The organism is Pseudomonas sp. R76, assembly GCF_009834565.1.
Classification (GTDB): Bacteria; Pseudomonadota; Gammaproteobacteria; order Pseudomonadales; family Pseudomonadaceae; genus Aquipseudomonas.
Window position 1 is genome coordinate 2,310,020 of the sequence record NZ_CP019428.1, and the last position, 13,623, is coordinate 2,323,642.

Below are 13,623 nucleotides of genomic sequence, written 5' to 3' on the forward strand. Positions count from 1 at the left end.
GCGCAACAATCAAGCCTCACTCACCCCTGAGGTTTTTATGCACACACGCCATGTAATCGAACTGTCTCCCTCGGGGAAAACCTTTGAAGCCGGTGACGAACTGTTGCTCGACGCCATGCTCGCCAGCGGCCTGTCGGTGCCGTTCTCGTGCCGACGCGGTGCCTGTGGCTCGTGCAAGGTGGTGGTCACGCAAGGGCAGTACCGGGCCAAGCAACTGGCGCCCGGCGCACCCGCGCCCTGTTACCCGCTGGCGGCGAATCAACTGCTGTTGTGCCAAAGCCACGCCTGCGCCGACATGCGCCTGGAGATTCCCGGCTGGTCGCTGGACACGCCTGCGCTGGTCGTCGAGGCGACGGTGCTGAGCAAGCGCGCACTGAGCCCCGACATCATCGAGTTGGTGGTAATGCCGGATAGGCCGCTGGCCGTGAGGGCCGGCCAATACCTCAAGTTCCGCCTGGTCGACGGCGACTCACGCTGCTTCTCGATCGCCAACCTGCCGGCCGAGGGCGATGGCCGCCTGGTGTTTCAGATTCGCCGGGTGAGCGGCGGGCTGTTCTCCGAGACCCTGCTGGGCGACCTTGAGGCCGGCGATCTGCTGCAACTGGAAGGGCCGTTTGGTGCTTGCACCTGGCAGGACGATGACGCTGCGCCTGTGGTCCTGTTCGCCACGGGCACCGGTTACGCGGGTATCAAGCCGATCCTGCTGACCGCCTTGAAACGTGACGTCGAGGTGACGTTTTACTGGGGCGGCGCGCAGGCGAGCGATTTTTACGACCGCGCCTTTCTGGACCAGGCAGTCATCGACCATCCGCATTTTCGCTGGTATTCGGTATTGGCCACAGAAGGGCGTGTGCAGGAAGTCGCGCTGAGCCATGGGCACGCCTGGGAAGCGGCGCAGGTGTATGCCTGCGGCAACGGCGCGATGATCAGCCAGACGCGTGCGAATTGCCTGGAAGCGGGCCTGCCGAGCCATCGTTTTGTCGCCGAAGCCTTCGTGCCCAGCGGCCAGTCGAGCGTCGATACGTTGCTCGGTTCGCTGGATGACACCTGGGAAAAAGTCGGCCCCCGCTATTCGCTGGACGGCATGCTCGCCGCGCGGGACAAAACCGTGCGAGCGCTGGCCGCCATCGCCAGCCAGTTGAAGGTCGGCATCACCACCGGCGCCGCCCTGGAAATGGCCAGCCAGCAATTGCAGGCCATGGGCGCCTCGCACACTTGGCACCCGACTTACATCCGCTTTGGCGACGACACGGTGCGCCCGTCCCGGGAAGGGATTGACCCGCTGCGTACACTGCGCCCGAGCGACATTGTGGTGGTGGACCTGGGGCCGGTGTGGGACGGCTACGAGGGCGACTACGGCGATACCTTCATCTTCGGCGAGGCGCCGTTGCACCTCGAGTGCAGGAAGGTGTTGCATGAAGTCTTCGACGAGACACGCGAAGCCTGGCTGCGCGGCATGACCGGATGTGAACTCTATGACTTCGCCGAAGCCCGTGCCATGGTCAAAGGCTGGCGACTGTCACGTAATCTGGCCGGTCACCGCATCGCGGATTTCCCCCATGCGTTGTTCGGGGACAAGGAACTGGCTGACTTGGCGATCGCCCCCAGCGAAATGGTGTGGGTACTGGAGATCCAGATCTGTCATCCCACGCTGCCCATCGGCGGGTTCTTCGAAGACATCCTGATGCGATGAGCCCGCCATTGCGGCGGGCTCAGAGGGCATCAGAGCTTCGGTAGTTGCCCGACGCGGCCGATCATTTCAGTCACGATCTGCAGGTCCAGCAGGAACTGGTCGACGGTCTTGAACTCACCGTCGGTGTGCCCGGTGTACTTCTCTTCCGGGCGCGCCAGGCCAAATTGCACGCCATTGGGCAATTCATGCACGGACGTGGCGCCAGCGGAAGTGCCGAACTTGTGTTCCATGCCCAGGTTTTCAGTGGCCACGGCCAGCAGAGCTTTCACCCATTCGCCTTCCGGGTTGCGGTACATCGGCGCGGCCACCGAGTAAGTGAAACTCACGTTGACCTTGGATTTCTTGTCCCAGGCGCTGAGCTTGTCGGCGATTTGCCCCTTGAGTGTCTCCGGCGACTTGCCTTTCGGCACGCGCAGGTTCACTGCCAGCTTGAAGGCTTTGGCATCCTGGCCGACAAAGGTCAGCGAGGTGGTCAGCGGCCCCATGAAGTCGTCGGCGAAGCCCACGCCCAGTTTGCCGCCCAGATAATCCAGGCCCCAGTTATCGGCTGCATAACGCGCGGCGTCGGTGATGTGGTTGTGCTTGAGGGCGATTTTGCCGTCGACGCCGTGGATCAGCTCCAGCATGCGTGCCACCGGGTTGACACCGGTTTGCGGCGCGGACGAGTGCGCGGACACGCCGGTGACGGTCAGCTTGACCTCTTTGCCAACGACCTTGGCATCGACAGCAAAGTCGCCGCCATTGGCCTTGACGTAATCTGCGCCGGCTTTCTGCAGGCTGGCGGCCAGTTCAGCGGGCTTGTCGCTGACCAGGGTGGCCACCGACACCGAAGGAATCTGGTTGGTCGCCGCGCCACCGGTCATCGAGATGATTTCTGCGCCTTTGCCATCGCCCTTGCGTACCGGGAAGGTGGCCATGACGGTGCCGTAACCTTTTTCGGCGATCACCACCGGGTAGCCGCCGTCCAGCGCCAGGTTGTATTGCGGCGTCGGGTTGTGTTCGAAGTAGTAAGGAATCGCGTCGCCGGAGGTTTCTTCAGTGGTGTCCACCAGCAGCTTGAAATTGCGCGCCAGCGGCAGCTTTTCTTCCTTGATCACCTTCATGGCATACATCGCCACCACGATGCCGTTTTTGTCATCCTCGGTGCCACGGCCGTACATGCGGTCGCCGATCAGCGTGACCTTGAACGGGTCGAGCTTGGTGCCGTCCTTGAGCACCCAGTTTTCCGGCGTCACCGGCACCACGTCGGCGTGGGCGTGGATACCGACCACTTCATCGCCGCTGCCTTCCAGGGAGATCTCGTAGACGCGGTTGTCGACGTTGCGGAAGTTCAGGTTAAAGGCCTTGGCCAGGCTCTGGATCTTGTCGGCGATCTTGAGGAATTCCGGGTTTTTGTACTGCGGCAGGCCGTCGACATTGAAGGTCGGGATCTCGACCAGCTCGCGCAGGGTTTCGAGGGCGGCTTTGCCGTATTTGACCCGCGTGTAAATACCCAGCAGGCGATTGATTTCGTTCTGCTGCTCGCCGGTCAGGGTTTTGTTGGCGAGAAAGGCGTCGATGGCCGGGCCGACGTCAGCGGTTTTGCCCAGGTCGCCCTTGGCCACGGTGCCGAGGAAACCACGGAAATCGGTGACCGACGTGTCGCTGAAGCGCTTGATAATCGCGGTGCTTTGTTCGGCGCTGATGTTGGCGAAGGCTGGCGTGGCGAGGGTCGAGAGGCCGGCGGCGAACAGGCTGGCAGCCACCAGTTTTTTGAGTGGAAAGTGCATTGCTAGAGGCATTCCTTTGCAAAATGGGAGTGGGGAATTTCTGATCGAAATGTCAGAAACAATTTCACACACTACCATCACCAAGGAGCGGTAGGGGAGAGCTGGATGAAGGAAATGTCCGACTTAAATTTCCGAACTGTAGAGATTCAAATGTGGGAGCGGGCTTGCTCGCGAAGGCGGTGTGTCAGTCGAAGTAGGAGCTGACTGACACACCGCCTTCGCGAGCAAGCCCGCTCCCACAGGGGAATTACGGTGGTGTTTGAAGCGGGTTATCACGGCTTACCCGGATGCGGCTCCGGGTACTGCGCCGCTACATCCAGCGCCTTGGCATACGGCCCATCCCACAACTGCTCATGCAATTCCCCTACACGCCTGGCCATCGCCTCGCTGCGCATCACCACCTCCAGGTTGCGCGAATTATCCAGATACCCGCCCAGCCAGTTGCTGGTGCCGACCCACGCCACTTGCCCGTCGATTTCCATCGTCTTGCTGTGAATCACTCGCGCATAGGGGATAAACCCTTGCTTGGCCTCGGGCAACGTGACGACCTTGACCTCTACGTTAGGCAGCACGGCCAGGCTCTTGAGGTAGGGCAGTTCGAGCGCGTCAGTGTTCCAGTTGGACACCATCAGCTTGACCGACACCCCACGCGCGGCGGCGGCGCGCACGGCGTTGTCGATCACCGCGTAGTACGGCCGGGTGCGGTCCGGCCCGTAGGACAGCGGTGCATAGTCCAGCAGTTGCACGCGGACTTCTTTCTTGGCCTCGCTCAGCAAACGTGGCAATTCCAACTGCGAATCGCCCACCCCCGGCGGGTTGTAGCGTTGCGGGCTGGCCACCAGGTAATTGCCGGTGCGTGCAGGCTCGGGGCCTGTCGCCGGCAATGGCACCGGCTTGTGTTCCGCCAGTGCCGCCTGGGCTTGCCAGTCTTGCTCGAAGATCGCCTGGACCTGGCCGACCACCGCCTTGTCCGTGATTCGCAGCCCGGTCTCGTGGATATGTTCCAGTGAGCGCCAATCGAAATTCTGGCTGCCGATAAACGCCTGCTGGCCGTCCACCAGCAGGTATTTGGCGTGGATAATCCCGCCGCTCAGTTGCCCGTACGAGAGCACGCGCAAAGTCAGGTTGGGAATGGCGCGCAGGCGCTCCAAGGTGGAGGCTTCCGACAACTTGATGCCTTTTTCTTCCAGCAGAAAGCGAATCTTCACACCGCGTTTACCGGCCGCTTCCAGGTGTTCGATCACCGTGTCCATCACCGAGCCGGGATGGTCGGCCGCGTAGAACTGGCCGATATCGATGCGGCTTTTTGCAGCGTCAAACAGCTCGATCCACACCGGCCCCGGCTGGCGCAAATCAGCCGTACCCAGGGCGGTGTCCACCGGGGCGGTGTGCACCAGTTCAAAGCCTGGAATTGAAAAGTCCGCCTGGGCCAGCGAACTGAGGAACAAGCCTGCAAGGCCTGCGATACGCAATTTCATCGAGAGGGACATAAACGTCTCACCGGGCAAAAAGTAGGGCGGGCGCATCACGCGCCCGCCCGCAGGTCATGCAGTGCGGCTGTGCAGCGGGGTCGGCACCAGGTGCGGCACTTCACCTTGAACCCGCGCGCCGGTGGCGGCACGAATCAGCAGGATTTTCAGCTGATCGTTGATGCGCTCCAGGCTGTCCTGGAAGAAGTTGTGGAACACCACGCAGAACAGCGCGATGGCGATCCCCAGGCCGGTCGCAAACAGGGCCGTCCCGATACCACCGGAAATCTGCCCTGGGTCGGACACCCCAGCACTGGCCAGGGCCTTGAAGGTGTCGATGATGCCGAGGATGGTGCCGAGCAAACCCAGGAGCGGCGCGGCGGTGGTGATGGTTTCGATGATCCACAGGCTGCGCGACAGTGGCGCGCGAGTCTTCAGGTACTGGGTTTCGATTTCATCGTCCAGGTCCTTGCGCGAACCGTGGGAAGCCTTTTGTGCCAGGATCGGCAGCACCATGTTCAGCGGCAGGCTGTCACGGCGGGTCAGGCTCTCGGGCAAATCGCGCTCGCTGTGCACGTTGGCACCCAGCACCTCGGTCAACGCGCGGGCCTGGCGGCGCACGTAGGCAAAGTAAATGCCCCGCTCGATGGTGATGAAAATCGCAATCGCCATGGCGGCGTACATGACATAAAAGGTGATGTCGTGAAGCAGGTTCATATCCATGATCTATAGCCTCGCAGTTAGAAATTCGCTTCCAGGGAAACCGTGACGGTACGGTCCAGGCCAACGATGTACGCCGGGTCGCCATCGCGGAAACCGCTGTAGCTCGCCGAGTTGGTCTTGGTGGTGTACACGCCGTCCAGGTACTTCTTGTCGAACAGGTTGTCGACGTTCAGGCGCAGGGTCGCGTCCTTGACGACTTTTTTGTCCACGGGCAGGTAGATACCGGCGCCGAGGTTGAAAATAGTGCGCGCGGAGATGGCTTCATCGTTGGTCAGGTCGCCGTAGAGCTTGCTGGTGAACTTGCCGCCGAAGGTGCCTTAGAAACGCCCGTCGTCATAACCAATGTTGGCCGCCAGCATGTTGGTGGGCACGTTGGCGAACTGCTTGCCGCTGGTGGGCAATACGATCGGCTTGCCCGCGCTGAAGACGGTCAAGTCGTCCTGTTGCTTGGAGCTGGTGTAGGTGTAGGACGTGTAGTAGTTGAAGTGGTGGGGCAGTTGGCCGCTCCACTCCAGTTCCAAGCCTTTGTTGATGACAGTGCCGGCGTTGATGTCGGCCGAATCACCGTTGCTGTCCAGCGAGGTGAGCTGGCGATTCTTGAACTGCATGTAGAACAGGGTGGCGGCGAGGGTGGTGTCTTCGCCGGTGTAGCGCCAGCCCAGTTCCTGGTTCCAGCTGAGTTCGGGCTTGGAGTCGAGGGAGCCGACGCCTTTGTCGTACAGCACGTAGTTCTGTGGAATACGCATGTTGCGCGACAGGCTGTAGAACAACTGGTCACGCTCGTCGATCTGGTACTTCAGGCCGGCGTTGGGCAGCAACTTGTTGTAGGTCTGGTTGGCTTTGCCCGGTTGCTCGGTGAGGCTGCCGTGGTTGGTGCCTTCACGCTCGACATTCATGTAGGCAAGGCCGGCGATCAGCGTCCAGTCCGAATTGATGTACCAGGTGTCCTGGGCCCAGACTTTTTGCGCCGGGGTCACGGTATAGCGGTCGCGACCTTGTACAGTGTTGCCGTTGGCGTCGACCACCGAGCTGCCGTCCGGCCAGGTGTCGCTTGGCTTGCCGCTGTTCTTGAGGGCAATGAACGGCTGGGTCTGGCTTTGGCGGGCGCGTTCGTACCAGTATCCGAATTGCAGGCTGTGGTCGCCCAGGTCCCAGTTCAGCTTGGTGGTGATGCCCGGGCGCCAGGTCTGGGTGCGCGAAGGGCGGTAGTAAACGCCGGTGGTGGCAGAACCGTCGGCGTTGTATTGGGCCTGCGTCGGCAGGTTGCCGAGGTCGAACACGCCGCCCTTGTTCGAGCCGCTGTTCAGCGCATAGGCCGAGGAGCCCACGCCGCTGCCGTTGCCGTAGTAGTAATACGGGATCACCGAGAGGGACAGGTTATCGCGCAGCTTGTACTGGGTGTTGAGCACGGCGGTGAAGGTCTGGAACGGGTTCTGCGCCAGGTCGTAGTAGCTGCTGACCTTGCCGTTGGCGCCCAGCGCCGGTTTCGCCGGGTACGGGTCGTATTTGCGCCCGTACTGCTGGAACTGCGCCTTGGTCAACTGGCTGTAACTGTTGTTGTCCTGCTCGTGGTACTTGAGGATCAGGTTGGCGGTGTTGCCGTTGCCGGCGTCGAAGAAGCTGTTCCACTCCACCTTGTCCGCCCGCACGGCACCCGAGCCACGCCACATCTGGCCCTCGGTGTGGGACGCCGACAGCCAGTTGCTCAGGCCGTTGACTTCACCGGTGTTGAGGCGGGCAAAGGTCTTGCGGGTGGCATTGCTGCCGACCACTTGTTTGACGAAGGCACCGGTTTCCTTGGTCGGGCGAATCGTCACGATGCCGATGTTGCCGCCGCTGGAGCCGATGTGCGGGCCGTCCGCTTCAGAAGAACCCTGGGTGACGAAGATCTGGTCGATGTTTTCCGGGTCGCCCAGCAGGTTCGAATACAGCGCGTAGTTGCCGGAGTCGTTGATCGGCATGCCGTCGACCGACATGCCGACCTGGTCGGAGTTCATCCCGCGCATGGTGAAGCGAAAGCCCGACAGACCGGTGTTGTCCTCACTGGAGATGTTCAAGCCCGGCGTGTACTTGAGCTTGTCGATGGCGTTGCCGGTGGCGGTCTGTTTGTCCAACGCTTCCTTGGTGATGGTCGAGCGGCCCTTGGCGCTCTCTTCCTGGACCATGTAACCGCCCCCCGCGGTTGCCTTGCCCTGTACACCGATCGTGCCGACGTCACTGTCGCTGTTATCTGCCATGACCACTCCATGGGTCATGCTCGTCGCGGCAACGAGTGCCAGATGAATACGGGTGAACCTCATCACTGTCGTCCTGGTGTCGGGTGCTTATTGCACGCTGTAGTTGAAGGTGGCGGTGAAGCGTTGCTCGTTACGTCCACCGAAGGCTTGTTCGGGGAACGGCTTGACCTGCTTGATGCGGCGCAGGCTATTGGTAGCGGCCCGATTGAGCAGCATGCTCGGCGCCGGGGTCTGGATCCCGGAATCGAGGACGCGGCCTTGGCGGTCCACCATCAACCAGACCACCACCTCGCCACTCGGGCGTTCGAGGGACGCCTGGCGCCCGGTGGGGTATTGCTTGTAGGTGTCCAGCTCGTTGCGCAGGCCTTTGAGGTAACCGCCTTCCAGCGCCTGGCCGTCGACCTTGGGCGGCGCCGGTGGGGCGGGCGGCGCAGGTGGCGCAACGACGGCGGCCTGGACCGGCTTGGCGGCCACCGCAGGGGCTGGCGTGGGCGTCGGTGTCGGCTTGGCGGCCACGACGGGCTTGGGTTTGGGCACCGGCTTGGGCTTGGGTTCGGGTTTTGGCAGTGGCTTTGGTGGCGGCGGCGGTGGGGCCGGTTCGGCCTCTTCGTCCTCGATTACCGGTGGCGGCGGTTCCTGCTCCACCACCGGCTCAGGAATCACTTCAGGCTCAGGCTCGACCAGTGCCAACTCGACCGCCGATTCGTCGTACACCGGCTCGACCTTCAATGTCTGTGACTGGATGCCCATTGCAATCAGCACCAGGGCGATCAGGGCCGGGACACTGCCCAGCAGCTGACGCGCACGAAACAAGGCATACATGATCAGGACTTACGCGTAGCGATGGACACGGAGGTAAAGCCACCCAGGCGCAGGGTGTCCATGACCTCCACCAGGCGCGAAACTTCCACGCCTTTGTCACTGTTGACGATGATGGTGGACTTGGTATCGGGCTTTTCGGCGGCCTTCAGCGCCGGCACCAACGCGTCGACCGTGATGTCTTTGCCATCGAGCTGCAGCTGACCCTCAAGGCCCAGGGTCAGGATGAATTTGTTCTGCGGTTTGAGCTGCTGCGAACTGCTGGCGCTGGGCAATTGGGTCTTCATGCCGAGTGCCGGAATCACGTTCAGACTCACCAGTACGAAAAACACCAGGAGGAACATCATCACGTCGATCATCGGGATCAACTCGATGTGCGCCTTGCGTTTCTTGGGTTCATCCCAGGTTCTCATTCTGTTACCCCGTTATTGAATTAGGGGCGACACGCTAACAACCAAAAATGACCGAATGGTTAACTTTAATTTACGTTTTAAAGGCTCTAGGACGCGTCTTACAGTGAATTCGCCTTGCAGTTTTATGACGTAATGCAATTGACATGAAGGCCCTACATTCTTGAAGAATTTATCTCGAGAGCCTGCTCGTATGCCCACTGCATTGCCGCATTTATCCACCTCGCGACTCCTATTGCGCGCGCTGCAAATGGACCAGGCCGAGGCGCTTTATTTGCTCGCCAACGGGCCGAAAATTGCTGACAACACGGCCAATATTCCGTCGCCCTATACCTTGCAGACCGCCCAGGACTTTATTGCCGGGATCGCCGAAAAATACGCTGCCGGTGAGGTGCTGAACCTGGGGATGCATGTGCGAGCAACCGGCGAGCTGATCGGCATGGGCAGCCTGCGTCTGGGCGACTGGGAGCGTGCGTTGTGAGTGGCGCAGTGGACCCTGATCGGCGCCGCGTACTCGCCGGGCTGGCGGTTGCCACCGCGTTTTCGATCCTCAGCCCGTTTGCGCGCAGCGCCGGTGTGGACTACCCGTTCACCCTCGGCGTGGCCTCCGGCGACCCGTTGCCGGACGGCTTTGTGATTTGGACTCGCCTGGCGCCGCTGTTCAATGCCGCGGACGGGCGCGGCGGGTTGAGCCGCGCCGTGCCGGTGCGTTGGCGCGTGGCCAGTGATGCGGCGATGACGCGTATCGTCCAGCAGGGCGAGGTCATGGCGACTGAGCGGTTTGCCCATTCGGTGCATGTCGAGGTTGTGGGGTTGCAGGCGGGCAGGCCGTATTGGTATCAGTTCGACGGCCTCGGTGCACAAAGCCCGGTGGGCCAGGCACGTACCGCGCCGCCGCTGCACGCCATGGCTGCGGCCAGCGTGGGGTTTGTCTCCTGCTCGCATTGGGAACGCGGTTATTTCAGCGCGTATCGCCACCTGGCGGCGGAGCAACCCGACCTGGTGTTTTTCCTCGGCGACTACATCTACGACAGTTCCTACGCGCCTGACTCGGGCAAGATCATCCGCCCGCACGGCAGCGGCAACGCGGTGAGCCTGAGTGACTATCGCAACCGCTACGCGCTGTATAAAACCGACCCGGACCTGCAAGCCTTGCACGCGGCGGCACCCAGCGTGGCCACCTGGGATGACCATGAAGTGCAGAATGACTACGCCAACCGCTGGTCCCAGGACCCGAAGATTGCGGTTGAACAGTTTTTAAGGCAGCGGGCGGCGGCGTACCAGGCGTTTTACGAACATATGCCACTGCGCGCCAGCAGTGTGCCGAAAGGCCCGGACATGCGCATTTACCGACGCCTGGATTATGGCCGGCTGGCGCGTTTTCATGTGCTGGATGGCCGCCAGTACCGCTCCGAGCAGCCGTGTATCCAGGCCAACGGCAGTCACCAGGGGCATATCGCCGCCAACACCTGCAAGGACTTGCGCGACCCTGGCCGCACGATGCTTGGCTGGCAACAGGAAGCCTGGCTCGACCAGGGTTTTGCCCAGTCGCAGGCGCAGTGGAATGTGATCGCTCAGGACTTGCTGGTGGCGCCGCTGATCCAGCGCGACCTGACCAACCACAAGGTCGGGCATTGGACCGATGGCTGGGACGGCTACATGGCCAATCGTGCTCGGATGCTGGCGTCCATCGAGCGCCACAGGCTCAAGAATCCGGTGTTCTGGGGCGGCGATATCCATTCGTTCTGGACCACTGACTTGCACGCCGATGGCAATAACCCGGACTCGCCCATCGTCGCCACCGAATTTGTCGGCAGCTCGGTGACCTCCGATGGTCCGCCGTTTGAGGCGTTCAGCCAGATCTTGCCGCTCAACCCGCATGTGAAGTTCTTCGACAGTCGCCAGCGGGGGTATGTGTCGGTGCAGCTTGAGGCGTCGAAGATGCTGACGAACTTTCGGGTGATTACGGATCCACGTGACCCGGCGGCGACGGTGTCGACGCTCAAGTCGTTTGTGGTGGAATCGGGGAGGGCGGGGGCGATTACGGTTTGATGCACTGCTGGGGCGTGTGCAGGTTTGATGTGGCAGGCGGGCTAGCCGCAGCGAAGATCCCTTGTGGGAGCGGGCTTGCCCGCGAAAGCGGTGGGTCAGTCAACCATAATGTTTGCTGGGCCGCCGCCTTCGCGGGCAAGCCCGCTCCCACAGGTGGCACCACCAGCGAGCCCGCTGTGCTGTCAGTCGAGGCTGTAACGCACCGAGAGCGCGCCCTTTTTCTCCGACACGGCCAGAATCGTCACGTGGCCCAGTTCGCTCAAGGCTTGCACATGGGTGCCGCCACACGCGTAGGCGGGCAATTCGCCGAAGCCGACTTTGCGCGTGCCATCTTCCAGGGTCATATGGCGCGCATGATCCTCGGCGATCCATTGGTTGATCCGCGTTTGAATCGTCTCGGCATCGATGGCTTGCGCCGCGTGCCCACGGGTAAAGGTGATTTTGCATTCGCCCGGCCAGTGGTGGGCCTTGATCGGCATCCAGCCCAGGCTTTCCCCGGCATTGCCAATCAGATGCCCTGCCGAATGCAGGCGCGTGTACAAGGCGCGGCGCTGTTCATCGACCCGCGCAATGATCGGGCCGGGCTCCACGGGCCGGTCGACATAGTGCACCACGCGGTCGGCTTCCTGAATGACGCGCAGCACCTGGCTGTCGCCCAGCCAGCCGGTGTCGAAGGGTTGCCCGCCGCCCTGCGGATGAAAAATCGTCGACTGCAGCGTGACGGCAAACTGCTCCTCGTGCGGCGTACAGCTCAGCACTTCAAGCTCGGCGGTCAGGTGGTCGTGGGTAAAAAACAGGCGTTCGGTCATCGTCTACATCCGCATCAGGGTTCTACGGGCAGTATAAATAGTGCGCGAATGGGTGATAATCCGCTCAATTATCAATGGACCTGTGCGTCATGAGCATCAATCTTCCCTTGCCGCTGCTGGGCGAGATGGCGATCTTCGTCAAAGTGGTGGAAACCGGCAGTTTCTCTGAAGCGGCGCGACAACTCAGCGTTTCGCCTTCGGCGGTGAGCCGCAGCATCTCGCGCCTCGAAAAGGCCCTGGCCACGCGGTTGCTGCAACGCACCACGCGAAAATTGCGCCTCAGCGAAGGCGGTGAAGAGGTGTTCAAGCGTTGCCAGGAGATGGTCAATGCGGCGCGTTCGGTGATGGAAATCAGTGGCCAGTTCACTCACGAAGCCGAAGGCCTGGTGCGGGTCAGCGTGCCCAAGGCCGTAGGGCGATTTGTGGTGCACCCGCATATGCCGGAATTTCTGCGGCGTTACCCCAAGGTGGATGTGCAGTTGATCCTGGAGGACCGGCATGTGGACCTGATCGATGACAATGTCGACTTGAGTATTCGCATCACCGACAGCCCGCCACCGGGGCTGGTGGGGCGACAATTGCTGCCCATTGAACACTTGCTCTGTGCGACGCCGCAGTACCTGGCCGAGCATGGCACGCCTGGCCATCCACATGATTTGCTGGCGCACAGCTGCATCTATCTCGGTGAAACCCCAGGCGATTCGCGCTGGAAATTCCGCCAGGCCGGCAAGGCCGTAACGGTTGGCGTGCGCGGGCGCTATGCGGCGAACCACACCGGCGTGCGCTTGGATGCGGTGTTGCAGCATGTGGGCATTGGCAGCTTGCCGTATTTCACGGCGCGGCATGCGTTGGAGGCGGGGAGTGTGGTGCAGGTGTTGCCCGAGTGGGACTTTATTGCGTCGTACCACGGCGAGGCATGGTTGCTGCATTCACCGACGCGATATCTGCCGCCGAAGTTGCGGGTGTTTATTGATTATTTGGTGGAGTGTATGGGGCGCGAGCCTACCCTGCGCCGTCGGTAGCTGTGGGGGCTGGTTTGTGTAGGAGCTGGCTTGCCTGCGATGGCATCGCCTCGGTTCGACCCACAGACCGAGTCGCCAGCATCGCAGGCAAGCCAGCTCCCACAGAGAAAAACAGGGTGTCAGCCGGGATCAGTGCTTGCTCTGATCCTGCGGCATGGCCAGCAGCTGTTTTTCCTGGTTCCAGTCGAACGGTTCGTCGTTCTGTTCGGCTTCGAAGCGACGTTCTTCCAGGGCCTGGTACAGATCCAGTTCTTCATCCGGCATGAAGTGCAGGCAGTCACCGCCGAAGAACCACAGCAGGTCGCGCGGCACCAGGTGGGCGATTTGCGGGTAGCGCAGGATGACCTGGCTCATCAGGTCCTGGCCCAGGTACTGGCTTTCAATCGGGTCGATGGGCAGCAGGGCGCGCAATTCGTCGAAACGCTCCAGGAACAGGGTGTGGCTTTCCTCGGGTACCTGTTCGGCTTCGCCGACGGCAACCAGGATGCTGCGCAAGTGGTCGAGCAAGATGAGATGATCGGCAACGACGTTGGACACGAGATAAGTCCTCAAAGCAAAAACGGGCGCGAGAGTATATAGCTCACGCGCCCGTATTTATATGACCTTCGCTGTATGGGTAT

The 13,623-nt window shown here is 61.6% G+C and carries 10 protein-coding genes and 2 pseudogenes; 4 read left to right on the forward strand and 8 right to left on the reverse strand.

What is annotated here, in order from left to right; translation table 11 throughout:
• Positions 1-37 precede the first annotated feature (37 nt).
• On the forward strand, positions 38-1,693 hold the full coding sequence (locus PspR76_RS10610; RefSeq protein ID WP_159955138.1) for a M24 family metallopeptidase: 1,656 nt from the start codon (positions 38-40) through the stop codon (positions 1,691-1,693).
• 29 nt (positions 1,694-1,722) lie between these two features.
• Here the strand turns inward: PspR76_RS10610 and PspR76_RS10615 are convergent, their stop codons facing one another.
• From PspR76_RS10615 to PspR76_RS10640, 6 genes and pseudogenes are all read right to left on the reverse strand, one after another.
• Entirely contained in the window at positions 1,723-3,462 is a 1,740-nt protein-coding gene (locus PspR76_RS10615; protein WP_159955139.1) for a dipeptidase, read from the reverse strand.
• Positions 3,463-3,734: 272 nt separating this feature from the next.
• Positions 3,735-4,952 (reverse strand): phospholipase D-like domain-containing protein, encoded by a 1,218-nt coding sequence (locus PspR76_RS10620; protein ID WP_159961397.1) that lies wholly within the window; start codon positions 4,950-4,952, stop codon positions 3,735-3,737.
• Between the two features lie 54 nt (positions 4,953-5,006).
• Entirely contained in the window at positions 5,007-5,654 is a 648-nt protein-coding gene (locus PspR76_RS10625; protein ID WP_159955140.1) for a MotA/TolQ/ExbB proton channel family protein, read from the reverse strand.
• 17 nt (positions 5,655-5,671) lie between these two features.
• Positions 5,672-7,954: pseudogene (locus tag PspR76_RS10630) on the reverse strand (TonB-dependent receptor).
• Positions 7,955-7,978: 24 nt separating this feature from the next.
• Positions 7,979-8,713, reverse strand: a complete 735-nt coding sequence (locus PspR76_RS10635; RefSeq protein WP_159955141.1) for an energy transducer TonB family protein — start codon at positions 8,711-8,713, stop codon at positions 7,979-7,981.
• Between the two features lie 2 nt (positions 8,714-8,715).
• Complete coding sequence (locus PspR76_RS10640; protein ID WP_159955142.1) at positions 8,716-9,123, reverse strand: ExbD/TolR family protein; 408 nt, start codon at positions 9,121-9,123, stop codon at positions 8,716-8,718.
• 190 nt (positions 9,124-9,313) lie between these two features.
• Here PspR76_RS10640 and PspR76_RS10645 point away from each other — a divergent pair.
• Both PspR76_RS10645 and PspR76_RS10650 read left to right on the forward strand, forming a co-directional pair.
• Positions 9,314-9,577 (forward strand): annotated as a pseudogene (locus PspR76_RS10645) (GNAT family N-acetyltransferase); the annotation flags it as partial.
• Between the two features lie 20 nt (positions 9,578-9,597).
• Positions 9,598-11,172, forward strand: a complete 1,575-nt coding sequence (locus PspR76_RS10650; protein WP_159955143.1) for an alkaline phosphatase D family protein — start codon at positions 9,598-9,600, stop codon at positions 11,170-11,172.
• A gap of 182 nt (positions 11,173-11,354) precedes the next feature.
• Here PspR76_RS10650 and PspR76_RS10655 read toward each other — a convergent pair whose 3' ends face one another.
• Positions 11,355-11,981 (reverse strand): alanyl-tRNA editing protein, encoded by a 627-nt coding sequence (locus PspR76_RS10655; protein WP_159955144.1) that lies wholly within the window; start codon positions 11,979-11,981, stop codon positions 11,355-11,357.
• 89 nt (positions 11,982-12,070) lie between these two features.
• On the opposite strand from PspR76_RS10655, the gene PspR76_RS10660 reads away from it, so the two are divergent.
• Positions 12,071-13,003, forward strand: coding sequence for a LysR family transcriptional regulator (locus PspR76_RS10660; RefSeq protein ID WP_159955145.1), 933 nt, complete (start codon positions 12,071-12,073; stop codon positions 13,001-13,003).
• Positions 13,004-13,132: 129 nt separating this feature from the next.
• Here PspR76_RS10660 and PspR76_RS10665 read toward each other — a convergent pair whose 3' ends face one another.
• Positions 13,133-13,540 carry a PA2817 family protein gene (locus tag PspR76_RS10665; RefSeq protein ID WP_159955146.1) on the reverse strand — a complete coding sequence of 136 codons (408 nt, stop codon included), beginning with the start codon at positions 13,538-13,540 and terminating at the stop codon, positions 13,133-13,135.
• Positions 13,541-13,623: the final 83 nt, after the last annotated feature.